16 protein-coding genes and 1 riboswitch are annotated in these 25,531 nt (G+C 73.9%); of the genes, 9 read left to right on the top strand and 7 right to left on the bottom strand.

Annotated features, from left to right (window positions below):
• The first annotated feature begins 30 nt into the window (after positions 1 to 30).
• The 5 genes from ACYVDO_RS14185 (at position 31) to ACYVDO_RS14165 (ending at position 7,773) form a co-directional block, all read left to right on the top strand.
• Entirely contained in the window at positions 31 to 1,488 is a 1,458-nt protein-coding gene (locus ACYVDO_RS14185; RefSeq protein WP_460936981.1) for an FAD-binding oxidoreductase, read from the top strand.
• Positions 1,488 to 2,750: an FAD-binding oxidoreductase gene (locus ACYVDO_RS14180; protein WP_460936979.1), complete on the top strand. Its 1,263-nt coding sequence runs from the start codon at positions 1,488 to 1,490 to the stop codon at positions 2,748 to 2,750. The genes ACYVDO_RS14185 and ACYVDO_RS14180 overlap by 1 nt, the downstream gene beginning before the upstream one ends.
• Positions 2,750 to 4,240: a (Fe-S)-binding protein gene (locus tag ACYVDO_RS14175; RefSeq protein ID WP_460936977.1), complete on the top strand. Its 1,491-nt coding sequence runs from the start codon at positions 2,750 to 2,752 to the stop codon at positions 4,238 to 4,240. The genes ACYVDO_RS14180 and ACYVDO_RS14175 overlap by 1 nt, the downstream gene beginning before the upstream one ends.
• Before the next feature lie 98 nt (positions 4,241 to 4,338).
• Entirely contained in the window at positions 4,339 to 6,105 is a 1,767-nt protein-coding gene (locus ACYVDO_RS14170; protein ID WP_460936975.1) for an L-lactate permease, read from the top strand.
• Positions 6,106 to 6,233: 128 nt separating this feature from the next.
• Positions 6,234 to 6,346: riboswitch (SAM riboswitch) on the top strand.
• Positions 6,347 to 6,453: 107 nt separating this feature from the next.
• Positions 6,454 to 7,773 carry a bifunctional o-acetylhomoserine/o-acetylserine sulfhydrylase gene (locus ACYVDO_RS14165; RefSeq protein ID WP_460936973.1) on the top strand — a complete coding sequence of 440 codons (1,320 nt, stop codon included), beginning with the start codon at positions 6,454 to 6,456 and terminating at the stop codon, positions 7,771 to 7,773.
• A gap of 108 nt (positions 7,774 to 7,881) precedes the next feature.
• Here the strand turns inward: ACYVDO_RS14165 and ACYVDO_RS14160 are convergent, their stop codons facing one another.
• The 3 genes from ACYVDO_RS14160 to ACYVDO_RS14150 form a co-directional block, all read right to left on the bottom strand.
• Entirely contained in the window at positions 7,882 to 10,593 is a 2,712-nt protein-coding gene (locus ACYVDO_RS14160; protein ID WP_460936971.1) for a multicopper oxidase domain-containing protein, read from the bottom strand.
• Between the two features lie 68 nt (positions 10,594 to 10,661).
• Positions 10,662 to 11,930 (bottom strand): hypothetical protein, encoded by a 1,269-nt coding sequence (locus ACYVDO_RS14155; protein ID WP_460936969.1) that lies wholly within the window; start codon positions 11,928 to 11,930, stop codon positions 10,662 to 10,664.
• Positions 11,927 to 12,664: a helix-turn-helix transcriptional regulator gene (locus tag ACYVDO_RS14150; RefSeq protein WP_460936967.1), complete on the bottom strand. Its 738-nt coding sequence runs from the start codon at positions 12,662 to 12,664 to the stop codon at positions 11,927 to 11,929. The genes ACYVDO_RS14155 and ACYVDO_RS14150 overlap by 4 nt, the downstream gene beginning before the upstream one ends.
• A 66-nt stretch (positions 12,665 to 12,730) precedes the next feature.
• On the opposite strand from ACYVDO_RS14150, the gene ACYVDO_RS14145 reads away from it, so the two are divergent.
• Positions 12,731 to 13,609 carry a DUF2249 domain-containing protein gene (locus tag ACYVDO_RS14145; protein WP_460936964.1) on the top strand — a complete coding sequence of 293 codons (879 nt, stop codon included), beginning with the start codon at positions 12,731 to 12,733 and terminating at the stop codon, positions 13,607 to 13,609.
• Positions 13,610 to 13,686: 77 nt separating this feature from the next.
• Positions 13,687 to 17,676 (top strand): ATP-dependent RNA helicase HrpA, encoded by a 3,990-nt coding sequence (gene hrpA / locus ACYVDO_RS14140; RefSeq protein ID WP_460936962.1) that lies wholly within the window; start codon positions 13,687 to 13,689, stop codon positions 17,674 to 17,676.
• Positions 17,677 to 17,790: 114 nt separating this feature from the next.
• Here the strand turns inward: hrpA and ACYVDO_RS14135 are convergent, their stop codons facing one another.
• Positions 17,791 to 19,344, bottom strand: a complete 1,554-nt coding sequence (locus ACYVDO_RS14135) for an MFS transporter (RefSeq protein ID WP_460936960.1) — start codon at positions 19,342 to 19,344, stop codon at positions 17,791 to 17,793.
• Between the two features lie 40 nt (positions 19,345 to 19,384).
• Positions 19,385 to 20,011 (bottom strand): TetR/AcrR family transcriptional regulator, encoded by a 627-nt coding sequence (locus ACYVDO_RS14130; RefSeq protein ID WP_460936958.1) that lies wholly within the window; start codon positions 20,009 to 20,011, stop codon positions 19,385 to 19,387.
• 190 nt (positions 20,012 to 20,201) lie between these two features.
• Here ACYVDO_RS14130 and ACYVDO_RS14125 point away from each other — a divergent pair, with 190 nt between their 5' ends.
• Positions 20,202 to 21,131, top strand: a complete 930-nt coding sequence (locus tag ACYVDO_RS14125; protein WP_460936955.1) for a PAC2 family protein — start codon at positions 20,202 to 20,204, stop codon at positions 21,129 to 21,131.
• A gap of 111 nt (positions 21,132 to 21,242) precedes the next feature.
• Here the strand turns inward: ACYVDO_RS14125 and ACYVDO_RS14120 are convergent, their stop codons facing one another.
• Together ACYVDO_RS14120 and ACYVDO_RS14115 are read right to left on the bottom strand one after the other, a co-directional pair.
• Entirely contained in the window at positions 21,243 to 22,043 is an 801-nt protein-coding gene (locus ACYVDO_RS14120) for a DUF1206 domain-containing protein (protein ID WP_460936953.1), read from the bottom strand.
• A 68-nt stretch (positions 22,044 to 22,111) separates the two neighbouring features.
• Positions 22,112 to 23,827: a DNA polymerase gene (locus tag ACYVDO_RS14115; protein WP_460936951.1), complete on the bottom strand. Its 1,716-nt coding sequence runs from the start codon at positions 23,825 to 23,827 to the stop codon at positions 22,112 to 22,114.
• 183 nt (positions 23,828 to 24,010) lie between these two features.
• Here ACYVDO_RS14115 and ACYVDO_RS14110 point away from each other — a divergent pair, with 183 nt between their 5' ends.
• Complete coding sequence (locus ACYVDO_RS14110) at positions 24,011 to 25,531, top strand: S8 family serine peptidase (RefSeq protein WP_460936950.1); 1,521 nt, start codon at positions 24,011 to 24,013, stop codon at positions 25,529 to 25,531.

The raw sequence follows: 25,531 nt of genomic DNA, 5'->3' as shown, positions 1-25,531 counted from the left end.
GCGATGTGGAAACCAAGGGCGGTGCGTTCGATGGACATCGAGGTCCTGGCCGGTCGGCTGCGCGCCCTCGTGGGTGCGCAGGCCGTCATCACCGACCGGCAGCAGCTGCGCACCTACGAGTGCGACGGACTGGCGCACTACAAGGTGGTGCCCGCCCTGGTCGTCCTGGCCGCCAGCACGGCCGACGTGGCCGCCACGGTCACCGAGTGCTCGAGGGCCGGCGTGCCGTTCGTCGCCCGGGGCTCGGGCACCGGGCTGTCGGGCGGGGCCCTCCCGCACGCCGAGGGCGTGCTCATCGTCATGAGCCGCATGCGGGACGTGCTGGAGGTCGACCGCGACAACCAGCGCGCGGTCGTCGAGCCCGGCGTCATCAACCTCCAGCTCAGCGACCTGACCCGGCCCCTCGGCTACTATTACGCCCCGGACCCCTCGAGCCAGCAGGTGTGCTCCATCGGGGGCAACGTCGCGGAGAACTCCGGTGGGGCGCACTGCCTCAAGTACGGCTTCACGACCAACCACGTCACGGGCCTCGAGCTCGTGACGGCCGGGGGCGAGGTCGTCGAGATCGGCGGCAAGGCGCCCGACCCGACCGGGTACGACCTGCTCGGGGCCCTCGTCGGGTCGGAGGGGACGCTCGGCATCGCCACCCGCGTGACGGTCCGGCTGACCCGCAGCCCGGAGGAGGTCTCGACCCTGCTCGCCGCCTTCGCCTCGACCGACGCCGCCGGCGAGGCCGTCTCGGCCATCATCGGGGCCGGCGTCATCCCAGCGGCGATCGAGATGATGGACGCCCTCGCGATCGAGGCGGCCGAGGCGGCGGTCCACTGCGACTACCCGGCCGGCGCGGGCGCGGTCCTGATCGTCGAGATCGACGGTCCGTCCAGCGACGTGCGGCACGTCTTCGCCGAGGTCGAGCGGCACTGCCAGGAGGCGGGCGCCTTCGAGATCCGCATCGCTGCCGACGACACCGAGCGGGCGCTGTTCTGGAAGGGACGCAAGTCGGCGTTCGCGGCCGTGGGGCGGATCAGCCCCGACTACATCGTCCAGGACGGCGTCATCCCGCGGACCGCCCTCCCGGAGGTGCTGCGCAGCATCTCCGAGCTCTCCGAGCGCTCTGGTGTGCGGGTGGCCAACGTCTTCCACGCCGGCGACGGCAACCTGCACCCGCTCGTGCTCTTCGACGACAGCCGTGAGGGCGAGGCCGAGCGGGCCGAGGAGGTCTCGGGGGCGATCCTCGACCTGTGCATCGAGCACGGTGGCTCCATCACGGGCGAGCACGGCGTCGGCACCGACAAGGCCAAGTTCATGCCGCGCATGTTCACCGACGACGACCTCGACACGATGCAGCTGGTCCGCTGCGCGTTCGACCCCGACTCGATCTCCAACCCGGGCAAGGTCTTCCCGACCCCGCGCCTGTGCGGCGAGCGTCCCGGACGCCACCAGGGCGCGCACCCGCTCGCGGAGGCCGGCATGGCGGAGGTCTTCTGATGCCCGGGACGCTTGCCGACGACCTGCAGCGCGCCTGCGACGGCCGGGTGGAGCCCGCCGGCGACGACGATGCCGTGCTCGGGGTCCGGCCCCGTTGGGTGGCGTCCCCGGGCAGCACGGCCGAGGCGGCCGACCTGCTGCGGGTCGCCGCCCGCGACGGGCTCGCGGTCACCGCGCGGGGCACGGGCACCAAGCTGCGCTGGGGTGGCCGCCCCGAGCGGCTCGACCTCGTGGTCGACACCCGCCGGCTGGACGGCCTCGTCGAGCACGCCGCGGGCGACCTCGTCTACATCGCCGGGGCGGGGCGCAGACTCGAGCAGGTGCAGGCGGACGTCGCCGACGACGGGCAGCGCCTCGGCATCGACCCGGCCGCAGGCGGCACGATCGGGGGTGCCGTCGCCACGGCGACGAGCGGACCGCTGCGCCTGCACCACGGAGCCGTCCGGGACCTCGTGATCGGCATGACCCTGGTGCGGGCCGACGGCGTGGTCGCCCACGGCGGCGGCAAGGTGGTCAAGAACGTCGCCGGGTACGACCTCGGCAAGCTCCTCACCGGCTCCTTCGGCACCCTCGGGCTCATCACGCAGGTGGCGTTCCGGCTGCACCCCGTCCCGCTGGGACGCCGGTGGGTGACGGCCGCGCTCACCGACGCCCGCGTCGCCGGGTCAGCGGTCCTGGCGGTCGCGCACAGCCAGCTGGTGCCCGCCGCGGTCGAGCTCGACGCCGGCGCCGAGGACGGCGCAGCCACCCTCTCGGTGCTCGTCGAGGGCCACCAGGAGGGCGCGGCCGAGCTGGCCCGGCGGATGGGCGAGCTGCTCTCGGAGGCAGGCTGCGCCGAGGTGGACGTCGCCCAGGAGCCGCCCGCCTGGTGGGGTGCGGACGTCACGCCCGAGGCCGGTGACCGGGCCACGCTCCTGCGGGTCACCCACGTCGTCGGCGGCGTGACCTCGCTGCTCCGGGCGCTCGCCGAGGCGGCGGCCGGCACCGGGTGCCGCGCCCACCTCCGTGGATCCCCGGCCGTGGGGGTCGAGCACGTCGCTGTCGAGGGTGGGGCTGCCGCCGTGGCCGCGCTCGTCCAGCGGCTGCGGACGGCTGCGCAGGGGTGCGGCGGCCAGGTCGTGGTGCTCGACGCCCCGGACGACGTGCGTGAGCAGGTGGACCTGTGGGGGCCGGTGCAGGCGCTGGGGCTGATGCGCGCCGTCAAGGAACGGTTCGACCCCGGGAGGCAGCTGTCGCCCGGGCGGTTCGTGGGAGGCCTCTGATGACCAGCTCTGACCCGACCACCGGTGACGCACCCCTCGGTGTCCCCGGCGCTGCCGGAACCACGGGCGCCACGGGCGTCTCCGGTCCCGCCGGCGCCGCGGGCGTCTCGCACCCGGCCGACACCCCGGTGGGCCGGGCCGGCGCCGCCACGGCGGCCCGCAGCAAGGCCGGCCCCGGCTTCGACGCCCACCACCCCCCGTCCCAGGAGCTGCTGTCCGACTGCGTGCACTGCGGTTTCTGCCTGCCCACCTGCCCCACCTACGTCCTGTGGGGCGAGGAGATGGACTCCCCGCGGGGCCGCATCCACCTGATGCAGCAGGTCCTCGACGGCGAGCCGCTGACCCCCGACGTCGTCGGCCACTTCGACGCCTGCCTGGGCTGCATGGCGTGCGTCACCGCGTGTCCGTCCGGTGTCCAGTACGACCGGCTCATCACCGGCACCCGGGCCCAGGTGGAGCGCAACACGACCCGCACCCGCTCCGACCGGGCCCTGCGCGAGGCGGTGTTCGCCCTCTTCCCCTACCCCCGCAGGTTGCGTGCGCTGCGCGGCCCGCTGCGGCTGCACCAGCGGTCCGGGTTGTCGCGTCTCCTGCGCAGGTCCGGTGTGCTGCAACGGATCTCGCCGCAGCTCGCCGCCATGGAGTCGCTCGCCCCGACGCTGGGTCGCCGGGAGGAGGTGCCGCCGCTCACCCCCGCCCGGGGAGCGAAGCGGGGGACCGTGGGCATGCTGCTCGGCTGCGTGCAGCGCGAGTTCTTCCCCGGGGTCAACGCCGCCACCGCGCGCGTGCTCGCTGCCGAGGGCTTCGACGTCGTGGCCCCGCCCGGGCAGGGGTGTTGCGGCGCCCTCTCCGCCCACAACGGCCGCGACGAGGAGGCCGCGGGGTTCGCGCGCCGCCTCGTCGAGGAGTTCGAGCGGGCCGGGGTCGAGCACGTGGTCGTGAACTCCGCCGGCTGCGGCTCGGCGATGAAGGAGTATGCCGACCTGCTCGCCGACGACCCCGCCTGGGCGGACCGTGCGCGCGCCTTCGCCGACCGGGTCCGCGATGTGAGCGAGATCCTCGCCGAGGTCGGCCCGGTGGCACCGCGCCACCCGCTTGAGGTGTCCGTGGCGTACCACGACGCCTGCCACCTGGGCCACGCGCAGGGGATCCGGGCCCAGCCGCGGGAGCTCCTGCGCGGCATACCCGGCCTCGAGCTGCGCGAGATCAACGAAGCGTCGCTGTGCTGCGGCAGCGCGGGCATCTACAACCTCCTGAAGCCCGAGGCCGCCCGTGAGCTGGGCGACCGCAAGGCGACCAACGTCGTCGCGACCGGCGCGGAGCTGCTCGTCACCGCCAACCCGGGTTGCCTCATGCAGGTCCGGACGTCGCTGGAGCGGGCCGGGGCCGCGATGGCGATGGCGCACACCGTCGAGGTGCTCGACGCCTCGATCCGAGGACTGTCACCCGACGACCTCGGCGTGACACGAGGGAGGTCGCCCCGTACCTAGAACCCCACGACCTCCCCGGGCCGACCTTCCCGGAGCCGACGCCCTTCCCCGGGACGACACCGTCCCCGACCATCCCCCTCCCATCCCGAGGTGAACGAATGTTCCGTCCGGTACTCGACGCTGTAGGTGGTTCCCTCCTCCTCACGGCCCTCGTGGCCATGCTCCCCCTGCTCACCATCTTCATCCTGCTCGGCGGGCTGCGGCTCGCCGCCTGGAAGGCCGGCATCGCCGCGCTGGTCGTCTCGATCGTGATCGCCGTCTGGGCGTACTCCATGCCAGTCGGCATGGCGGTGTCGTCCGGGCTCGAAGGAGCCGCGTTCGGCTTCTTCCCGATCATGTGGATCGTCATCAACGCGATCTGGGTCTACAACATGACGGTCGAGACGGGGCACTTCGACGTGCTGCGGCGCTCGTTCGCCAGCATCAGCGACGACCAGCGCATCCAGGCAGTCATCATCGCGTTCTCGTTCGGCGCGCTGCTCGAGGCGCTCGCCGGCTTCGGCACCCCGGTCGCGATCACGAGCGTCATGCTCATCGCGCTCGGCTTCCGCCCGCTCAAGGCCGCCGTCGTGGCCCTGGTCGCCAACACCGCGCCGGTCGCGTTCGGCGCGCTGGCCGTGCCGATCACCACCTTGGCGACGGTCAGCCAGCAGCCCGAGCACACGCTGTCGCAGATCGTCGGACGGCAGACGCCGCTGCTCGGCGTCTTCGTGCCGATGGCCCTGGTCTTCATCATCGACCGCGGCCGCGGGGTCCGGGCGACGCTGCCCGCGACGCTCACCTGCGGGATCACCTTCGCCATCGCACAGTTCGTCACCTCGAACTACATCTCGACCCCGCTCACGGACATCGTCGCCTCGCTCGTGAGCGCCCTGGCCGTCGTCCTGCTGCTGCGGGTCTGGCAGCCGAAGGAGCACTACGTGGAGTCGGCCGTCGAAGAGGACGTCGTGGCAGCCGGTGCCCGCAGCTCGCGGGCGTCAGCCACCGGGGCGATGGCGGCAGAGGGCAGTGACCTGCCCGGCGACCAGCACCACGGTCGTCGCCGTCCGGTGCACACCGAGAGTGACGCGGGCGCCGAGGACCTCGCCACCATGAGGACGCGCGACGAGGCGGCCCACGACCGCGGGTCGGACGTGTTCAAGGCCTACGCGCCGTACCTCATCATCATCATCGTCTTCGTGCTGGCGCAGCTCCCGGGGATCAAGGACCTGCTCGACGCCCCGACCAAGGTGTTCAAGTGGCCGGGCCTCGACGGGCTGCAGTCCGCGTCGGGCAAGGCCTCGAAGATCCCGCAGTTCAAGCTGAACTGGCTCGCCGCGGCGGGCACGCTGATGCTCATCGCCGGGCTGATCACCATCCCCGTGATCGGCATCTCGCCGGCCAAGGCGCTGCGCGCGTTCGGCACGACGTTCAGGCAGCTGGCAGCGGCCATCGTCACCGTGATGGCGGTGCTGGGCCTGGCCTACGTCATGAACGCGTCCGGGCAGACCTCGAGCCTGGGCACCTGGATGGCGGGGGCGGGCGGCGCGTTCGCCCTGCTGTCGCCGATCCTCGGGTGGCTGGGTGTCGCGGTGACCGGGTCGGACACCTCGTCCAACTCGCTGTTCGGCGCCCTGCAGGTCACCGCGGCCAAGGACGCCGGGCTGCACCCGGCCCTCATGGCTGCGGCGAACTCCTCCGGCGGCGTGCTCGGCAAGATGATCTCCCCGCAGAACCTCGCGATCGCCGCGGCCGCCGTCGGCATGTCGGGACGTGAGGGCGACATCTTCCGCCGGGTCATCGGCTGGAGTGTCGCCTTCGTGGCGTTCATGTGCGTACTGGTCTTCCTGCAGTCGACCGCCGTGCTGAGCTGGATGATCCCCTAGCGGTTCCCGCGCCGGGATGCCGGTGCACCGGCTGCGACGGCCCCGCCCACCACCGAGGTGGGCGGCGCCGTCCGGCATGAGAGACGGGTGTCCCACCGCCCGGGACACCCGGCGTACGCTTCGACGCAGGTCATGAGCGCCAGCGCCAAGCCCCGGCTCGCTGGCCGGCAACCCTCCTCCGCGGTGGGGTGCCCCGGGTGAGGACCAGGCGCGCGGCACCTGCCGTGCGCAAGCGCGGGAGACCCACCACGTGTCCCGCACCGCCCCCGGCGGTGGCGACCAGCCCTCCACCGTCGGCGACGGACCACGCCGACGCCGCACCCGCGGCACCCGAGAGTGAAGGTCACCATGAGCAACACGAACTGGTCGTTCGAGACCCGCCAGATCCACGTCGGTCAGGAGCCGGACAGCGCCACCGGTGCGCGCGCCCTGCCGATCTACCAGACGACTTCGTACGTCTTCAAGGACGCCGAGCACGCGGCAAACCTGTTCGCGCTCAAAGAGTTCGGCAACATCTACACCCGCATCATGAACCCCACGCAGGACGCGGTCGAGCAGCGGATCGCCTCGCTCGAGGGCGGGGTGGGGGCGCTGCTCGTGGCCTCCGGGCAGGCAGCGGAGACCCTGGCGATCCTCAACGTCGCCGAGGCGGGCGACCACGTCGTGGCCAGCCCCTCGCTCTACGGCGGCACCTTCAACCTGCTCAAGCACACGCTGCCCAAGTTCGGGCTGGAGGTCACCTTCGTCGAGGACGCCAACGACCTGGAGTCGTGGCGGGCGGCGGTGCGGCCCAACACCAAGCTCTTCTTCGGTGAGACGATCTCCAACCCCAAGTCCGAGGTGCTCGACATCGAGGGCGTCGCCGCCGTCGCGCACGAGGCGGGTGTGCCGCTCATCGTGGACAACACGATCGCCACGCCGTACCTCATCCGGCCGCTGGAGTGGGGCGCGGACATCGTCGTGCACTCGGCGACCAAGTACCTCGGCGGCCACGGCACCAGCATCGCCGGCGTCATCGTCGACGGCGGCTCGTTCGACTTCGCCAAGGACCCCGAGCGGTTCCCCGGCTTCAACACCCCGGACGAGAGCTACCACGGCCTGGTGTTCGCCCGGGACCTCGGCGTCGGCAGCCCGCTCGGCGCCAACCTCGCGTACATCCTCAAGGCCCGGGTGCAGCTGCTGCGCGACCTCGGCGCAGCGGTCTCGCCGTTCAACGCGTTCCTCATCGCCCAGGGCCTGGAGACCCTGAGCCTGCGGATCGAGCGCCACCTGCAGAACACCCACGAGGTCGCGAAGTACCTCGGGGGCCACGAGCAGGTCGAGCGGGTGGTGTGGGCGTCCCTGCCCGACCACGAGTCCTACGAGAAGGCGAAGAAGTACACCCCCCGTGGCGCCGGCGCCGTGCTGGCGTTCGAGATCCGGGGCGGGGTCGAGGCGGGGCGGCGCTTCGTGGAGTCGCTGCAGCTGCACAGCCACGTGGCCAACCTCGGCGACGTGCGTTCGCTGGCCATCCACCCGGCGTCGACGACCCACTCGCAGGGGCCGGACGAGGACCGCCTCGCCGCCGGCGTGACGCCCGGCCTGGTGCGCCTGGCCGTCGGGATCGAGCACATCGACGACATCATCGCCGACCTCGACCAGGGCTTCATCGCCGCCAAGGGCGCCTGAGGGGAGCTGCCCGGGGCCCCGGGGCCGGGCCGCCTCGGCGACCCGGCCCCGTGGCGCACCACCAGCCGGCCCGTGGCGCGCCACCAGCCGGCCGGTGGTCCGGTTCGCCTACGGCGTGACGCGCACGACGCCGTGGGCGCCGCGCTCGGCGTCGACCATGACGTGCGACACGAACGGGTAGTGCCCCGCCTCGGGGAAGGTGAGCTCCACGAAGCCGCCCTGGGCAGGCTGGAGCGCCAGGGCCTGGGCAGCGCCGACGGTGCCGGGCGAGCCCGGCCGGGTCAGGTAGCTGCCCTCGAGGAACACCGTGTCGAACTGGGAGCCCACGACGTGGAACGAGCTGGGCCGGTTCGGGCCCGCGTCCAGCACCCACAGCCGCACGCGCTCACCGACCCGGGCCGGCAGCTGGTCGTGGTCGTACTGGTTCGCGAAGCCGTTGAACACCACCGCATCCGGTCGTTCGGCTGCCACCTTCGCCGGGTCGGCGGTGCCGCCCTGCGCGCCGAGGTAGAGCTCGGACTGCACCAGGAGGTACTCGCGGTCGACCCGGGGCAGGCCCGGCGGGTCGATGACCACCGCGCCGAACATGCCGTTGGCGATGTGCAGCGACATCGGCATCGAGCTGCAGTGGTACATCCAGATGCCCGCCTGGCGAGCGGTGAAGGCGAAGGCGACGGACTGGCCGGGCGCGATGGTGCGCATCGGCTCGTCGGGGGCCAGGGCGCCGGCGTGGAAGTCGACCGAGTGGCCCAGGCCCGCGTCGTTGCGCAGGGTCACCTCGAACCGGTCGCCCACGTGGCCGCGCAGTACCGGTCCCGGCGCCGTCCCGTTGAACGTCCACAACCGTTGCCGCACACCGACCGCGACCTCACGCTCCACCTCCTGCGCGACGAGCGCGACGCGGTGCACCCGCGCACCGGTCGCCGGGGCCAGCCGCGCGTCGCGGGCGGTGAACCCCGCCGCCGGCGTGGCCAGGAAGTCCGGTGTCGCGTCCCCACCCGTGGCCTCCGCGCCACCCGCACCTCCTGTGCCCCCGGTGGCGCTCGCCGCCGGCCGGCCGGGCGAGGTGCCCTCGCCGGTGGTCGCGTGCTGGTGTCCGGCGGCCGCTGCCGCGCCGATGACCTTGACGGAGAACACCATCCCCATCTGGCGGTGTCCGACGATGGTGCACCACCCGTCGAGGTCGCGACCGACGGCGGCGACCTCCACGCGCCCGGTCTGGCCGGTCGACAGGCGCCCGCTGCTCTGTCCGGTCTCGAGCGCGAGGTCGTGCACGTCGCTGTCGCGGTTGACGACCTCGATGACGAGCCGGTCGCCGGCGGGCACGTCCACCGCGGCGGGGTGGAACCGCATGCCACGGGCCTCGACGCGCACGGTGGTGGTGTGGCCGGTGGCCGTGACGCCCGCGGAGGCGGCGGACGTGACGGCGCCGAGCCCGGCCGGGTCCACCACGGTGCCCAGCGCGACCGCCAGCACGACCGCCGACAGGCCGGCCGCCGCCCACCCGGTATGCCGCGTGCGCACCTGTGCGGGCGGCTCCGGCTGGTGGCGCACTCCGGTCGGCGTCGGCCGGGGCGTCGCGGCGCCGTCCGATGCCGGGGCCGTCCGGCCGACGCGCCGGGCCGCCCTGAGCGCCAGGGGCAGCAGCACGAGGAACGACGCGTGGGCGGCGAGCACCAGTGCGGAGACCAGCACCCGCACGACGCTGGGCGACGGGAGCAGGAGCAGCACCAGGCCCGCGTTCGCCACGGTGACGCGCAGGGCGGCGCCGCGTTCGAGCACGTCGGTGGTGGCGCGCACGACGGAGGGGCCCCCTCCGCGGACCACCGGCAGCAGGTAGGTCAGGGCGCCCAACAGCACCTGGACGCCGAACCCGGCCGCGAGCGGCACGGCCACGCGGTGCGTCGCCTCGCCGGCGGCCACCCAGTCCGGCGCCAGCAGCACGAGCACCGCGAACCAGCCGAGCGACACGGCGAGCCATGCCACCGCCGCGAGCACCGACCACGCGGCATACGACTGCGGCGGTCGCGCCCGAGCGGCGCTGACGGCCGGGCGCAGGGACCAGAGGGCGGCACCGAGGAAGCCGAGCAGTGCCAGACCGGTGACGACGCGGCCTCCGGCGAGGGCGGCGGCCACCACGACGACCAGGGAGACGACGAGCACCGGCAGGGCCTGGCGCGACTGCCGCTCGGCGCCCTCGGCGATGCGGGTGCGCAGGATGGTGGGCCACAGCGTCAGGAGCGTGCCGAGCACCGTGAGCCCGAGCCAGCCGAGGACGTTGGCGGCCACGTGGGCCAGCACGAGGCGGCCGTGGAGCAGCTCAGCGGGGTGGCGCGCCAGCAGCGTCCCCAGCGCCGCCCCGACGGGGAGGCAGGCCGACGCCGCGACGTAGTAGCGCACGGACGCGCCGAAGCGGGACGGCAACGCCCGGTGCGCCTGCAGGGCGACGGCGACGCCGTGGGCGGCCGCGGCGGCTCCCACGCCGACCGCACCGGCCAGCGTGAGGAGCCAGGTGTCGGTGACGACCCCGGCGACCACGGCGACCACGCCCGCGTTGAGGAGCACCAGCCTCGCGACCTGCCCGCGCCGTGAGGGGGAGGGGTTCTTCAGGAGCGCGTCGGCGAAGTGGGCGCTCCAGACCAGGACGGCGTTGGTCACCGCGCCGAGCAGGAGCAGGTGCACCAGCAGCCAGCGCGACTCGGGCACGAAGGGGTGGGCCAGCGCGACCCCGAGCAGGGCCACCAGCCAGGTGATGGAACCGCTGTTGGCCGCCAGGTGCCAGCGGACCCGCGGCCGGGGTCGCTCGCCCCCGGCGCCCACCGGGCGTCGCGCCGGGCCTCGTGCTGGTCCTCGCGACGGGCCCCGCGCCGGCCCGCTCACCGGGCCGTTCACCGGGGCCCTCCCACGGGGAGCGTGCCGCTGGTGGCGGCCCGCGCGGGTGAGCCGTTCTGGTCGGGGATCGGTGACACGCCGTCGCAGGGAGGCGGCGGGGAGTCCGGCGCGGTGGCATCCGCACGGGGTCTGGTCCAGCGGCTGGTCCAGCGGCTGGTCCAGCGGCTCGTCCGGCGTGGCGCGCCGCTTCGCGTGCTGCGTGGCGTGCCGCCCGTGGCGGCGGACCAGGCCGTGACCGCGAGGAACAGCAGGACCGCCGCCGCGTTGCCCACGCCGCCGGCCCGGCGGCCGCCGTCGACCCCCCAGGCGTCGCCGGCCAGGACGCGCACGACGAGGGAGGCCTGGAGCAGGAGGGCGGGGACGTACATCACGGTCCGGTACGGGAGCCGGACCCGCAGCACCGCCGGAAGGATGACCGGCGCGTGCGCCAGGATCATCGACAGGGTGAAGCCGAGGAAGACGGCGTGCACGGCGGCGTCGTAGGCGGGGCCGTCGAGCACCGGTCCGGCGAGGAGCCAGGTCCCCCCGGCCACGGCGAGCCAGGCGTAGCCGGACAGCAGGCAGACGGCGATGAAGCGCGGGAGTCCGGTGCCGTGGACCGTCCGGCGGGCCACGTCGTGCACGGCCAGCCACCCGACCAGGACGAGCACGGCCGCCCCGAGGAGCGGGAAGCCGGCCGCGGGCCACAGCAGGGACGCGACCGCGGACACCATGACGGCGGCGGAGGTCAGCACCAGCGCGGCTGCCCCGCCCGCGCCGAGGAGCTGGAGCCGGGCGAGCTCGAGGCGTTCGCCGGCGATGGTGAGGACGACGAAGCCGGCCAGCCAGGGCAGCAGCCGCGGCACCGGCACGGAGCCGAGCCAGAGCAGGGCCCCGCCGGTCGCGAGCACCGCGCCCAGGGCCTGGACGAGCACCGCGTCGTCACGCTGGCGGCGCCACAGGGCCACGTAGACCGCCACGAGCGCGGCGGCGCCTGCCGTCGAGAGCCCCTGGCCCACGCGCAGCGGCACCGGCGCGACCAGGAGGAGTCCGCCGCCGCCGAGCAGGACGGGCGCGGCATACCCCATCGGCCGGCGCAGGGCCACGGCCCGCTCCAGCGCGACCAGGGTGCCCACGAACCCGAGGACGAGCAGCGGTCCGTGCACCTCGGGGAGCCGCTGGGAGAGCCTCAGCGCGGGGGCGTCGAGCAGCCGAAGGCCGGCGTCGACCCCCAGCAGCAGGGCCAGCCCCGCGGGGAGCAGGAACGGCAGCCGGCGCCAGGTCACGACCGGTCGCCGCCGGTCCGGGCGGTCGCCCCGGTGAGGTGGAGCAGGCAGGCGCCCGGCTCGGCGAAGGGCACGAGCGACGTCTCGCCGCTGCGGGTGTGCCAGGTGTCGAGGGCACCACGGACGATGCCGAGGTGCACCGAGCAGACGACCTCCGGCTCCTCGCGGGCCGCGGCGAGGAGGGGGCACTGGCGCAGCCGCACGGTCTCGACCCGGCTGTCCGCGGTGGGGTCGAAGCCGAGGCCGCCGAGGAGGTCCACCACGTCCCGCCGCGCGCCGGCGGGGGAGGAGGGGGCCACCCGCTCGGACGCCAGCTGCTCACCCCAGACCCGGCCGGCCTCGACGGCGTCCTCGCGCGGGTGGGCGCTGCTGCGGGCCAGCTGCATCGCAAGGGCGGTCGCGAGCCCGGCGTACTCGCGCACCACCGGCTGCGGCAGCTCGCTCGCCGCGTAGAGCCACGCGGGTCGTCCCCGGCCGGAGGACCCCGCCCGCTCGCGGGTGGCCAGCCCGGCGTCGACGAGGGCGTCGAGGTGCTCGCGCACGGTGTTGGGGTGCTGGCCGGTGCTCTGCGCCAGCGCGGCGGCCGTCACCGGCTCGGCGTGGCCGGCCAGAAGGTCGAGCACCCCGGCCGCGGCACGGCTCGGGGCCGCCCGGACAGCAGCCCGCGCGGAAGCCGGTCGGGGCCCCAACCCCGGAGTCGCCAGGCGCTGGTCCAGGGGAGTTGTTATTTTCACGGAAAGAAGTGTATTAAATATGTAGACGCCCTGCCACTCGCGGCAGGACCCTTCCGGGAGGACATCGTGGACACCGTCGTCATCGCATCGACCGAGCAGGACGCCGCGGCCGTCGAGGCCGTCACAAGCCACCACGCCGAGATGGCCGGCACCCTGGCCGCCCTGGCCCGCCGCGTGGCGACCGCCGGTGACACCGACGCGGCGCTCGCGGCCCGCGACGACCTCGTGCGCTGGGCCCAGCACGACCTCGTGCCGCACGCCCTCGCCGAGGAGAAGGCGATGTACCCGCTGGCCCACCGTGACGACCGGGGACGGCTGCTCGTCGACGCGATGCTGGCCGAGCACCAGCTCATCCTCGGGCTGGTCGAGGCACTGAGGACGGCGGGTTCGCAGGTCGAGGCCGCCGCCGAGGCGCGCGCGCTCGCGGTGACGTTCGAGAGCCACCTCGCCAAGGAGAACGAGCAGGTGCTGCCGCTGCTGGCCGCCTCGCCCGACGTCTCGCTCGCCGGCGCCCTCGCCGGGATGCACGAGCTGCTCGGTGGCCACGACCACGGCCACGACCACGGTCATGACCACGACCACGACCACGGCGAGGGCCACGGCCACGAGGGGGGCCACGGCCACGAGGCGGGCCACGACCCGGACGCCGCCGCGGACGCCTCCGCGTCCACCGGTGGTTGCGGGGGAGCCTGCTCCTGCGGCGAGACCGACGGTGCCGACCTGCCCGAGCTCGACGCGCGCACGGTGCCGCACGCCATCCGCCACGCCACGATCTTCGGGGCCCTCGACGCGGTCCGGGCCGGTGGCGGCATGGTGCTCGTCGCCCCGCACGACCCGCTGCCCCTGCTCAAGCAGCTCGAGGGCCGGGCGCCGGGAGCCTTCGCCGTCGACTACCTCGAGCGCGGCCCCGAGGCCTGGCGGCTGCGCTTCACCCGCGTCGCCTGACGCCCCTGCACTCCCGGGCCCGGCATCCCCCCTGTGCCGGGCCCGGGTGTCCCGGCGCCGCACGTATGCTGGCGCCCATGCCCAGCCCCGACTCCGGCGACCGCGCCGCGGGGCCGGGGAGGCAGGACCCCCGGCGCCGGTCCGGCGCCGGACGCGGCAGGGGCGCCGCGCGGGGCCGCGGCTCCCGGCATCCTCGGACCCCACCCCTCCGGCCCCCGCGGGAGATCGCGCTCCCGGAGCTGCACTACCCCGAGGAGCTGCCGGTCGTCGCCCGCAAGGACGACATCGCGGCGGCCATCCGCGACCACCAGGTCGTCGTGGTCGCCGGCGAGACGGGGTCGGGCAAGACCACCCAGCTGCCCAAGATCTGCCTCGAGGTCGGCCGCGGCCGCGACGGCCTCGTGGGCCACACCCAGCCCCGGCGCATCGCTGCCCGCTCCGTCGCCGAGCGCATCGCCGAGGAGCTGCAGGTCGAGCTCGGGGGCGTCATCGGCTACCAGGTGCGGTTCACCGACACGAGCAGCGACGACACGCTCGTCAAGGTGATGACCGACGGCATCCTGCTCAACGAGATGCAGCGCGACCGGATGCTGCGCAAGTACGACACGATCATCATCGACGAGGCGCACGAGCGGTCCCTCAACATCGACTTCATCCTCGGCTACCTCAAGCAGCTGCTCCCGCGCCGGCCCGACCTCAAGGTCGTCATCACCTCGGCGACGATCGACCCCGAGCGGTTCGCCCAGCACTTCGCCGACGCCAGGACCGGCGAGCCCGCGCCGATCATCGAGGTGTCGGGCCGCACCTACCCCGTCGAGGTCCGCTACCGCCCGCTCGTCGACCCCGACCGGGAGGACGCCGAGGAGCGAGACCAGGTCACCGGCGTCGTCGAGGCGGTCGAGGAGCTGTGGACCGAGGCCCGCGGCGGGGACGGCGGCGGCCAGGACATCCTCGTCTTCCTCTCGGGGGAGCGGGAGATCCGCGACACCGCGTCGGCGCTCGAGGGCCTGGGGCTGCCGCAGACGGAGGTCGTCCCGCTCTACGCGCGGCTGTCCGCGGCGGAGCAGCACCGCGTCTTCTCCAGGCACTCCGGACGCCGGATCGTGTTGGCCACCAACGTCGCCGAGACGTCGCTGACCGTCCCGGGCATCCGGTACGTCGTCGACGCCGGCACCGCCCGGATCTCGCGCTACAGCCAGCGCACCAAGGTGCAGCGGCTGCCCATCGAGCCGGTCTCGCAGGCCAGTGCGAACCAGCGCGCCGGCCGGTGCGGCCGCGTCGCCGACGGCATCTGCATCCGGCTGTACTCCGAGGCCGACTACGAGTCGCGGCCGGAGTTCACCGAGCCCGAGGTGCAGCGCACCAGCCTCGCCTCGGTCATCCTGCAGATGACCGCCCTCGGGCTCGGTGACGTCGCACGGTTCCCGTTCGTCGACGCCCCGGACCCGCGCCAGGTCGCCGACGGCGTGCGCCTCCTCGAGGAGCTCCAGGCCTTCGACACGGTCGCTGAGGGCTCCGGGTATGCCGTTGAGCCGGGGGAGGAGGCCGTGTCGCCGCGGCGACGGGGCCGCGAGCGGCGGCTCACGGCATACGGGAGGTCGCTGGCCAGGCTGCCCGTCGACCCGCGGCTGGGGCGCATGCTCATCGAGGCCGGGAAGCTCGGGTGCACCCGCGAGGCGATCGTCATCGTGGCCGCGCTGTCGATGCAGGACCCGCGCGAGCGACCGGCCGACAAGCAGACCCAGGCCGACCAGGCGCACGCCCGGTTCCGCGACGAGCACTCGGACTTCATCTCACTGCTCAACCTCTGGGGGTACCTCAAGGAGCAGCAGAAGGCGTTGTCGCACAGCGCGTTCCGGCGCATGTGCCGCACCGAGTTCCTGCACTACCTGCGGGTGCGCGAGTGGCAGGACCTGCACACCCAGCTGCGGCGGGCCTGCCAGGACGTCGGCATCGACCCCAGGCAGGCGACCGCTGCACCGGGGGAGCCGCCCAACGCCGACCTCGTGCACCAGGCGCTCCTCGCCGGCCTGCTGTCCCACATCGGGGTCCGCGACGAGGCGAAGCGGGACTACCTCGGAGCGCGGGGTGCGCGGTTCGGCATCTCGCCCGGGTCCACGCTGTTCCGCCGGCAGCCGGCGTTCGTCATGGCCGCCGAGCTCGTGGAGACGACCCGGCTGTGGGCGCGCACCAACGCCCGGATCGACCCGCTGTGGGCCGAGCGCGCGGCCCCACACCTGGTGAAGCGGACGTACTCCGAGCCCCGCTGGTCGCGCAAGCAGGGGGCCGCGCAGGCGACGGAGCGGGTGACCCTCTACGGCGTGCCCCTCGTCGCGGCCCGCACGGTCAACTACGCCCGGATCTCGCCGGAGGAGTCGCGCGACCTGTTCATCAGGCACGCGCTGGTCGAAGGGGACTGGGAGACCCACCACGAGTTCCAGCGCGCGAACACCGCTCTGCTGCAACGGCTCTCCGAGCTCGAGGAGCGCGCGCGCCGGCGCGACATCGTGGTCGAGGACGAGGACCTCGTGGCCTTCTTCGACGAGCGCGTCCCGGCCGACGTCGTCTCGCAGCGGCACTTCGACCGGTGGTGGAAGCAGGCGCGGCGGGAGACGCGGGACCTGCTCACCTTCACCGAGGAGCTGCTCACCCGCGACAGCGCCGAGGAGGTGTCGGCCCGCGACTACCCGCCCACCTGGCGCCAGGGCGGGCTGGAGCTGCCGGTGACCTACCAGTTCGAGCCGGGCGCGGCCGCCGACGGCGTGACGGTGCACATCCCCGTGCAGGTGCTGAACCGCGTGTCACCCGAGGGGTTCGACTGGCAGGTGCCGGGGCTGCGCACCGACCTCGCGACCGCGCTCGTCCGGGCGCTGCCCAAGGCGGTCCGCCGCAACTTCGTCCCCGCCCCCGACCACGCCGCGGCGGCCCTCGCGGACGTGCACCCCGGTGACGGCCGGACCCTCGTCGAGGAGCTCGGCCGGGTGCTGCACGCGCGCACCGGCGTCCGGGTCGACCCGGGCGACTGGCACCCCGAGGCCGTGCCCGACCACCTGCGGGTCACCTTCAGCGTCGAGGACGGGGGTGGCCGGGTGCTGGGCGCGGGCAAGGACCTCGAGGAGCTGCAGTCGCGGCTCGCCGGGCAGGTGCAGCGACGGATGTCCCGCGCCGGCGCCCGGATCGAGCGAAAGGGACTGCGGCAGTGGGACTTCGGTGCACTGCCGGAGACCTTCGACACCACGTCGGGGGGTCAGACGGTGCAGGGCTTCCCGGCGCTCGTGGACCGCGGCGACTCCGTCGACCTCGTCGTCCTGCCGGGCCGGCGGGCCGCCGAGGCCGCCACCGCGCTCGGCGTGCGCCGCCTGCTGCTCCTCAACACCGCCCCGCCGTGGAAGCGCGTGCTCGCCCGGCTCGGCAACGCCCAGAAGCTCACGCTCGCCGACAACCCGCACGGCTCGGTGCCCGCCCTGCTCGAGGACTGCCTCGCCTGCGCGGTCGACGCGATCATGGCCGAGCGCGGGTCGGACGGTGCCGACGGCGTCCGCGACGAGGACGCGTTCGAGGAGGTGCTCGCCGCGGTCCGCACCCACGTGGCGACCCGCGTGCTCCAGGTGGTCGACGAGGTCGAGCCCGTGCTGTCCACCGCCCGCGAGGTGCGGCACCTCCTCGACGGGTTGCGTGCGCCGGCCGCCGCGGGCCTCGTCGCGGACGTGCGGGCCCAGCTCGACAGCCTGCTCTACCCCGGATTCGTGGCAGACACCGGCATCGCGCACCTGCCGCACCTGCGCCGCTACCTGCGCGCGATGGTGCAGCGGCTCGAGAAGGCGCCGTCGTCGCCGTCCGCCCTGGCCCGCGACTCCGCGAACCAGGAGGTCGTCGACCGGGTCGAGGTCGCGTATGCCGACCTGCTCGACTCGCTGTCGCCCGAGGACCGCCGCTCGACCGCGGTCCGCGACGTCGGGTGGTTGGTCGAGGAGCTGCGGGTCAGCCTGTTCGCGAACTCGCTCGGGACGCCGCGACCGGTGTCGGAGAAGCGCATCCGCAACGCCATCGCCGCCCTCCAGCCCTGAGGTCGCGGCCGCCTGACACTGAGCCGCCCGGCCCCGGACACGGGTTTGGGTGCCCAGGAGTGCGGAGTTCCGCACGCCTGGACACCCAAACCGGCACCTGGCAGCTGGCTCGCGTCAGGCGAGGTGGACGTTCTCGTGGCCCTCGGCCGAGAGCGCCTCGTGCTTGACGTTGAGGAACAGGAACGTCACCAGCGCACCGACGAGGATCATGCCGGCGCCCACGAGGTAGGCGTGCCCGGACCCGTAGGTCTGCGCCTGGAGCGCGATCTGGTGCTGGGCGGCCTGGACCTGCTCGGGGGAGAGTGCGCCCGACTGCACCTTGGCCTGCAGGGCGGCGCCGAGCTCGGTCCCGCGGTCCCTGGCGGAGTTCGCGAACACCGTGCTGAGCGTGGCCAGGCCGAGCGAGCCGCCGACCTGCTGCATCGTGTTGAGGACGGCCGAGGCCACGCCCGAGTCCTCCTTGGCGACGCCGGCCACGGCGGTGAGCGTCATCGGCACGAAGGTCAGGCCCATGCCGACCGACAGGGTGAGGATCCACGGCAGCAGGCCACCGGCGTACGAGCTGTCGACGTCGAGCCGGGAGAACCCGAACATGCCGACCGCTGCGAGCAGGGCACCGGACCCGGAGATCCAGCGCGGGTCCACTCGCGTCATGAGGGTCGAGGCGACCTGCGCCGCCACGACGATGCCGGCGGAGAACGGCAGGAACGCGAAGCCGGACTTCAGCGGCGAGTAGCCGAGCACCTGCTGGATGTAGAGGCCGAGGAAGTAGAACATCGCGAACATCGCGGCGCCCACGACGAGCATGACGACGAACGAGGTGCCGCGGGTGCGGTCGGCGAGGATGCGGATCGGCATGAGCGCGTGGCTCGAGCGCGCCTCGACGGCGACGAAGGCGACGAGCAGGACGACGCCGAGCGCGAGGGTGACGATGGTCGTCGTGGACGACCACGAGTCGGAGGCGGCGTGGGTCAGCCCGTAGACGAGCGAGACGAGGCCACCGGTGCCGAGGATGGCGCCGGGGACGTCGACGCGGCCCTCGGCGCGGATCGACTCGGGCAGGAACCGGGGCGCCAGGGCGGCCACGGCCAGGCCGATCGGCACGTTGATGAACATCGTCCAGCGCCAGTCGATCTCGGTCAGCGCGCCACCGAGGATGAGGCCGACGGCCGCGCCGGCACCGGACATCGCGGCATACACGCCCATCGCCCGGTTGCGAGCGGGGCCGGCGGGGAACGTCGTGGTGATGAGTGCCAGGGCGGTGGGGGAGGCCAGCGCGGCGCCGACGCCCTGCAGGGCACGGGCGCCGAGGAGCATGCCCTCGGACTGGGCCAGCCCGCCGAGCAGCGAGGCGCCGGCGAAGAGCAGCACGCCGGTCATGAAGACGGTGCGGCGCCCGAAGAGGTCACCGAGGCGTCCGCCGAGCAGCAGCAGGCCGCCGAACGCGAGGGTGTAGGCCGTGACGACCCACGACAGGTTGTCCTGGGTGAAGCCGAGGTCGGTCATGATGTGCGGCATCGCGATGTTCACGATGGTGCCGTCGAGCACCACCATGAGCTGGGCGGCGCTGATGACGGTGAGGGCGATGCCCAGGTGACGGCCGCGGCCGCCCTGCGCCTCCCCGGGCCGGGGGGTCGAGACGGGCTCGACGACAGCAGGAGATGACATGCGTTGTCCTTGGTGTGGAGGTGGAGCGGGAAACGGGACTTCAGGTGCGCGGCAGCGTCGCTGCGCAGGCGGGGAGGACGACGCTGTCCACCAGGAACGTGAGGCGCTCGCGGCTCGGGTGTGAGCCGGTCAGCATCGCCTCGTGGATGCTGATCGCGGGCAGCAGGCGCGAGAGGAGGTCGATGTCGGCCCCCTCGCCCACCTCGCCCCGCTGCTGCGCCGCCTCGAAGATGCGGCGGGTGCCGGCCAGCTTGGGCCCGATGAGCCGCGTGAGGACGGCCTCGCCGAGCTCGGGGTCGCGGTGCATGGCCGTGACCAGCTGGCTGAACACCTGGATCGGCCGGTCCTCGCCGAGGCCGCCCTTGGCGCACGCCTGCGCGACCAGGTCACCGCGCAGCGAGCCGGTGTCGGGGAAGCGGTCTGCCTCGACGCCCATCATGAGCTGGAGCGCGTCGACGACGAGGTCCACCTTGCCGGGCCAGCGACGGTAGAGCGTCGCCTTGGAGGCCTTGGCCGCCGCCGCGACGAGGTCGAAGCTGAACCGGTCGTAGCCGTGCTCGACCAGGGTCTCGAGGGCCGCCTCGAGGATCTCGCGCTCGCGGTCGCCCTCGACCCGGGGTCGCGGCCGCGACTCCTCGGCGGTGGCGGTGCTCCGGGCGGGGGTCATCGGGCGTCCTCGGATGGGTCGGGAGTGGATGGAACGAAACTGTTTCGTTTCATCCGAACGGTAGATCGCGCCGATCCATTCCCGCAACCCGATTCCTTCGTCGCCCGGAATCCGTCGCCTCCCGGAATCCCTCGTCGGGTTGCGGCGTTGGCACTGTCGAACGTCCGCAGCCCTCACCTTGGAGATCGCCGTGCAGAACCCGTCCGAGCTCTTCCACTTCGAGACCGACACCGACCCCCAGGACGTGCGGGCCTCCGTCCTGGTGCTCGCGCTCGGCGGCTTCATGGACGCCGGCCACACCCAGCGCCTGCTCACCGAGCACCTCCTCGCGACCGGCGGGTCCACCGTCGTGGCGTCCTTCGACGTCGACCAGCTGCTCGACTACCGCAGCCGCCGGCCCATGATGGTGTTCGACACCAACCGGTGGGTCAGCTACGAGGACCCGTGCCTGGCCCTGCACCGGCTCGCCGACCGCGACGGGACTCCCTTCCTGCTGCTCACCGGGCCGGAGCCCGACTTCCAGTGGGAGCGGATGGCCGACGCGATCCGCCAGCTCGTGGTCCTGCTGGGCGTGGACCTGGTCGTGTCCGCGCACGGGATCCCCATGGCCGTGCCGCACACCCGCCCGATCGGCATGACGTCGCACGCGACCGACCCGCGGCTGATCCCGCTGCAGGAGAACCCCTTCGGGCGGGTCCAGGTGCCCGGCAGCCTCTCCTCCCTCGTCGAGCTGCGGCTGGGGGAGTCGGGCCACGACGCGATCGGCTTCGCCGTCCACGTGCCGCACTACCTCGCCCAGGCCGAGTTCGCCGACGGTGCCGTCACCGCCCTCAACGCGATCATCGCCGCCACCGGGCTCAACCTGCCGGTCGACGACCTCGTCGCGCAGGCGGGCCTCAACCGGGCCGAGATCGCCCGCGAGGTCGAGGGTTCCGAGGAGGTGGCCCAGGTCATCGCGGCGCTCGAGCGGCAGTACGACACGTTCCTCGAGGGCCGTCAGAAGCCGAGCCTCCTGGCGACCGACGTGAGCGAGCTGCCGTCCGCCGACGAGATCGGCGCGGAGTTCGAGCAGTTCCTGCGCGAGATCGACGAGCCCGGCCCCGACGGCCCGCAGGGCTGAGCGAGGACCCACCCCAGCACCGAGGCCCCCGGCGTGCGCCGGGGGCCTCGCTCTCTGCGCGGCCACCTGGGCCGCCTCGAGGAGCGGCCGCCAGACCTTGGCGTGCGGCCGTCAGACCTTGGCGTGCTTCGCGCGGGCGAAGCTGTACAGGCCGAACGCGGCGAAGCCCAACGCCATGACGACCAGCAGGACGGTGCCGAACGGCTGGCCCCGCAGGGACTTCAGCGCCCCGTCGAGGCCGGTGGCCTCCTTGGCGTTGTGGTGCACCCCCGCGGCGCAGAAGAGGAAGCCGACGATCGCCAGGGCGACGCCCTTGGCCATGTAGCCCACCCGGCCGGCCCGGGTGGCCCACGTGCCGGGGTGGTCCTCGAGGTCCTGGAGGAACTTCTTCGACCAGCCCTTGTAGACGTGGTACGCGCCAACCCCCAGGACGACGAGCCCGACGACGATGACCAGGACGCGGCCACCGGGCTTGCCCATCAGGCTCGACGTGAAGTCGACGCTCTGGGACTTGCTGGTGCTCGACCGCCCGCGCGCGAAGGTGAACGCCGACCAGGCCAGGGCGAGGTAGAGGACCGCCTTGGAGCCGGCCTTGACCCGCCCGCCCCAGGCGTCCTTGTCCGCGCCGGGGTGCCCGATCAGGGCGTCGGTGACCTGCCACAGGGCCAGGCCCAGGAACGCCACGACGGCGAACCACAGCAGCGCCTTGCCGAGGCCGTTGCCCGCCAGGGAGGCGAGCGCACCGTTCTGGTCGGCGCTCTTCCCACCGTGCCCGAAGGCGACCTGGAGGGCGATCCAGCCGATGAGCAGGTGCAGCAGCCCGCTCACCGCGTACCCGGCGCGCGCGGTGTACTCCAGCGCCGGGTGGTCGGACGCCTCGCGGGCGACCTGTCTGACGTCGTGTCCGTCCATGCCCACACCTAACCAGCAACCCCACCGGCCGGCAGGGCACGCGAGGCATTTGCCCCGACTTGCGCGAGTCAGCCCTTGGCCTCGGACCACCGGCGGACCACGGAGGTGTCGGCGACGAACCGCACCGTGCTCGTCCCGGCCCACCGGCGCGCGCTGTCCGTCAGGGCCGTCTCCACCCGCGCCCGGACCTCCTCGGCGTGCTCCTGCGGGGCGTGGACGAGCAGCTCGTCGTGCAGGCAGAGGACGATCTGGGCGCCGAGGTCGCGGGTCGTCGCCCGGACCGTCGCCGCCCAGGCCTTGAACAGCTCGGCCGCCGATCCCTGGATCACCGCGTTGCGCGCGAACCGGCCCCTGGCCGCGTCGTACCCGGCCGCGTCCTGGGGTGCACCCCCCGTGAGGACCTCGTCGAGCCGCAGCAGGCGACCCCCGAAGGTGCGCAGCGGACGTCGGCCCACGCCCGCGGCATACGCGTCGTCGAGGAACCCCATGGCGACGGGGTAGGCGCGCTCCAGCCCCTTGAGCGCCTCGCCCGCCGCGCCGCTGCGCTGGCCGTACATCGCTGCGAGGACGGCGACCTTGGCGACCGGCCGCTCCACGCCGAGCCGGCTCGCCACCGGCGCGTAGAGGTCGTCGGCCCGCGTCGCGGTGGCGAACGCCGGGTCGCCGGACACCACCGCCAGCACTCGGGGCTCGATCTGCCCGAGGTCGGCCCGGACGAGCACGTGTCCCGGGTGGGCCGCGACCGCGGGGCGCAGCTCGGTCGGGAGGTTGTGCAGGCCGTTCTGGGCCGTCATCCGGCCGGCGGCACCGTCGCACGCGGTCCAGGCGCCGCGCAGCCGGTCGTCGGGGCCGACGTGGGCGTCGAGCCAGCCGTAGCCGTACGTCGTGGCGATCCGCTCCGCCTTGCGCCACTCCAGCAGCGCCTCGACGACGGCGTGGGTGTGGCGGTAGGGCTCGAGGACCCACTTGCGCGTGTTGGGGACGTCGACGCCCACCGCGGCGAGCAGCTCCTTGACCTGCGCGGGGTTGCGCAGGTCGGTGGACTCCCGCCCGGGGGCGTGGCGCAGCACGGCGGCGTCGCGCCGCGCCCTCGTGGCGCGGGCGTCCTCCTCGTCGACCGGCCGGGGGCCGGCGGCCCCGGCGATGAGCGCCTCGGCGGTGGTCCGGTCGAGGGGGAGCCCGTCGCGGGCGAGCTCGACGCACAGCAGGGCAGCCGCCGACTCGGAGTGGGCCGTGGCCACCGCCCGGTCCCCGAGCTCGGCGAGCTGCCGGTGCTGCAGCCGCGCACACTCCAGGGCCGCGTCGCCCCACGCCAGCAGGGTCCCGTCGTCGGGGTCCCACGCCGGCGAGCCGGCCTCCGCGGCGAGGTGGCCGTCGGGGCGCAGCACGGAGCCGTCCCGGGGCTCGTCGTCGCCGGCGTCGAAGTCGAACAGGTCGCCGCGCCGTGCCTGCGGGACGAGCGCGGGGTCGAGCCCGTGGGCCGCAGCCCAGGCCTGCTGGGGGAGCGCCTGCCACCCGCCGTGGAGGAGGCGGTGCGCCTCGGCGACGTCCCAGCAGCGCGACAGCGGTATGCCGCGTTCGGCCAACGGCTGCGCGTCCACCCCGGCGGCCCACCAGGTGAACCGCACCGGACCCTCGGTGGAGTCTCCCTGCGGGCCGTCCCGCTCGAGACCGGCCGCCACGCGGGCGGCCTCGGCCACCGGACCGGCGAAGCGCACCCCGGGCCCCACGACGGCCGCGCGCGCGTCAGGGCTGGTGACGAACGCGACGGGGTGGACGGCCATGACCGGGCCATCCTGTCACCCGCCGCCGACGGCCCCGGTACGGATCCGGACGCCGACCCGAACTCGTCGGCTCCCAAACCCCACAACCCGCCCGAACTAGGACAGGGTGGACCGACCGGGGCGGCCCACGCGGCTGCCCGGTCAGGTGACCCCCCGCACGGGAACCCCAACCAGGAGGAACACATGTCCCACATCCGCAGACGTGGCCTGGCGCTCGCCGCATCGAGTGCCCTGCTCGCCGGATCCCTGCTCACCGCCGGAGCGGCGAGCGCGTCGACCGAGTCGACCACGGCCGACTCCACGCCGGTCCCCACGGCGTTTGAGGATGGCTACCTCATGAGCTACGTGCTCAACGCCAAGGAGGCCAACCCGGGTCAGACCCGGCTCGTCGAGCAGGCCGTGCGAGCTGCTGGCGGCGTCGTCGTCCAGTCGTGGCCGCAGATCGGCGTCGTCGTCGCCCACTCCGACCGGGCCGCGTTCCGCACCGACGTGCGGCGTCTGGGCGGCAACGCCCTCGAGTCCGTCGGCGCGAGCCGGACCGCCGCGGTCAAGGAGGGCACGCCCTCCGACCTCACCGCCTCCTGGGGCCGTGGCGCGTCTGCGTACCAGCAGGGCCACGCCAAGCCGGCCAACGGCGACCTCTCCGACGCCATGACGACCCCTGCCACGCCCGCTGCCGACCCGCGTGAGGCGGAGCAGTGGGACATGGTGCAGATCAAGGCCGACCAGGCCCACACCATCACCGACGGCGACCGCAACGTCCTCGTCGGGGTGCTCGACAGCGGCATCGACCCCGACCACCCCGACCTGGCCCCGAACATCGACGTCGCCGACTCGGTGAGCTGCGTGGGCGCCGGCCGGCCCAGCCAGGCCCCGGGCTCGTGGTACCCGACCACCTCCGACCACGGCACCCACGTGGCCGGCACCATCGGCGCCGCCCGCAACGGCACCGGCATCGTCGGCGTCGCGCCGAACGTACGGATGGCTGCGGTGAAGGTCGTCAACGACGACGGCTTCATCTACCCCGAGTACGCCATCTGCGGCTTCGTCTGGGCCGGCCTGCACAAGATGGACGTCACCAACAACAGCTACTACGTCGACCCGATGGAGTTCTGGTGCGGGGACCAGCCCGACCAGGCTGCCGTGCTCGAGGCCGTGGGCCGCGCCGTCCGCTGGTCGACCGACCAGGGTGTCGTGCACGCCGCCGCTGCCGGCAACTCGGCCAAGGACCTCGCCCACAAGACCCAGGACACGGCGAGCCCGAACGACACCACGCCGATGACCCGCGTGATCAACGACGGCTGCAAGGACATCCCGACCGAGCTGCCCGGCGTCGTGACCGTCTCGGCGACCACCAGTGCGGAGCAGCTGGCGTCGTTCAGCAACCGCGGGCTCGGCGTCATCGACGTGGCCGCCCCCGGCCGCACGATCCTGTCGACCGTGGTGAAGGACAACGGCTACGGCACCAAGAGCGGCACCTCGATGGCGTCCCCGCACGTCGCCGGTGTCCTCGCGCTCATGAAGTCGGCGCACCCCACGTGGACTCCCGAGCAGATGGTCGCCAAGCTGCGCGCGCAGGCCGACGACCGTCCCTGCTCGGCCCCCGAGACCAGCAGGACGCCGACCCCGGCGTGCGTGGGCGGCACGGCCGACAACAGCTACTACGGCGAGGGCATCGTCGACGCCCTCGACGCGGTGCGGTGA

The sequence above is a fragment of the Phycicoccus ginsengisoli genome, assembly GCF_054779295.1.
Note: the sequence above shows the minus strand (reverse complement) of the source record. Positions and strands in the feature narration are given on the sequence as shown.

What these genes read in the sequence shown, in the direction of transcription:
- ACYVDO_RS14185 (WP_460936981.1), top strand. Translation starts at nt 31, where the DNA reads ATGGACATCGAGGTCCTGGCCGGTCGGCTGCGCGCCCTCGTGGGTGCG.
- ACYVDO_RS14180 (WP_460936979.1), top strand. Translation starts at nt 1,488, where the DNA reads ATGCCCGGGACGCTTGCCGACGACCTGCAGCGCGCCTGCGACGGCCGG.
- ACYVDO_RS14175 (WP_460936977.1), top strand. Translation starts at nt 2,750, where the DNA reads ATGACCAGCTCTGACCCGACCACCGGTGACGCACCCCTCGGTGTCCCC.
- ACYVDO_RS14170 (WP_460936975.1), top strand. Translation starts at nt 4,339, where the DNA reads ATGTTCCGTCCGGTACTCGACGCTGTAGGTGGTTCCCTCCTCCTCACG.
- ACYVDO_RS14165 (WP_460936973.1), top strand. Translation starts at nt 6,454, where the DNA reads ATGAGCAACACGAACTGGTCGTTCGAGACCCGCCAGATCCACGTCGGT.
- hrpA (WP_460936962.1), top strand. Translation starts at nt 13,687, where the DNA reads ATGCCCAGCCCCGACTCCGGCGACCGCGCCGCGGGGCCGGGGAGGCAG.
- ACYVDO_RS14135 (WP_460936960.1), bottom strand. Translation starts at nt 19,344, where the DNA reads ATGTCATCTCCTGCTGTCGTCGAGCCCGTCTCGACCCCCCGGCCCGGG.
- ACYVDO_RS14130 (WP_460936958.1), bottom strand. Translation starts at nt 20,011, where the DNA reads ATGACCCCCGCCCGGAGCACCGCCACCGCCGAGGAGTCGCGGCCGCGA.
- ACYVDO_RS14120 (WP_460936953.1), bottom strand. Translation starts at nt 22,043, where the DNA reads ATGGACGGACACGACGTCAGACAGGTCGCCCGCGAGGCGTCCGACCAC.
- ACYVDO_RS14115 (WP_460936951.1), bottom strand. Translation starts at nt 23,827, where the DNA reads ATGGCCGTCCACCCCGTCGCGTTCGTCACCAGCCCTGACGCGCGCGCG.
- ACYVDO_RS14110 (WP_460936950.1), top strand. Translation starts at nt 24,011, where the DNA reads ATGTCCCACATCCGCAGACGTGGCCTGGCGCTCGCCGCATCGAGTGCC.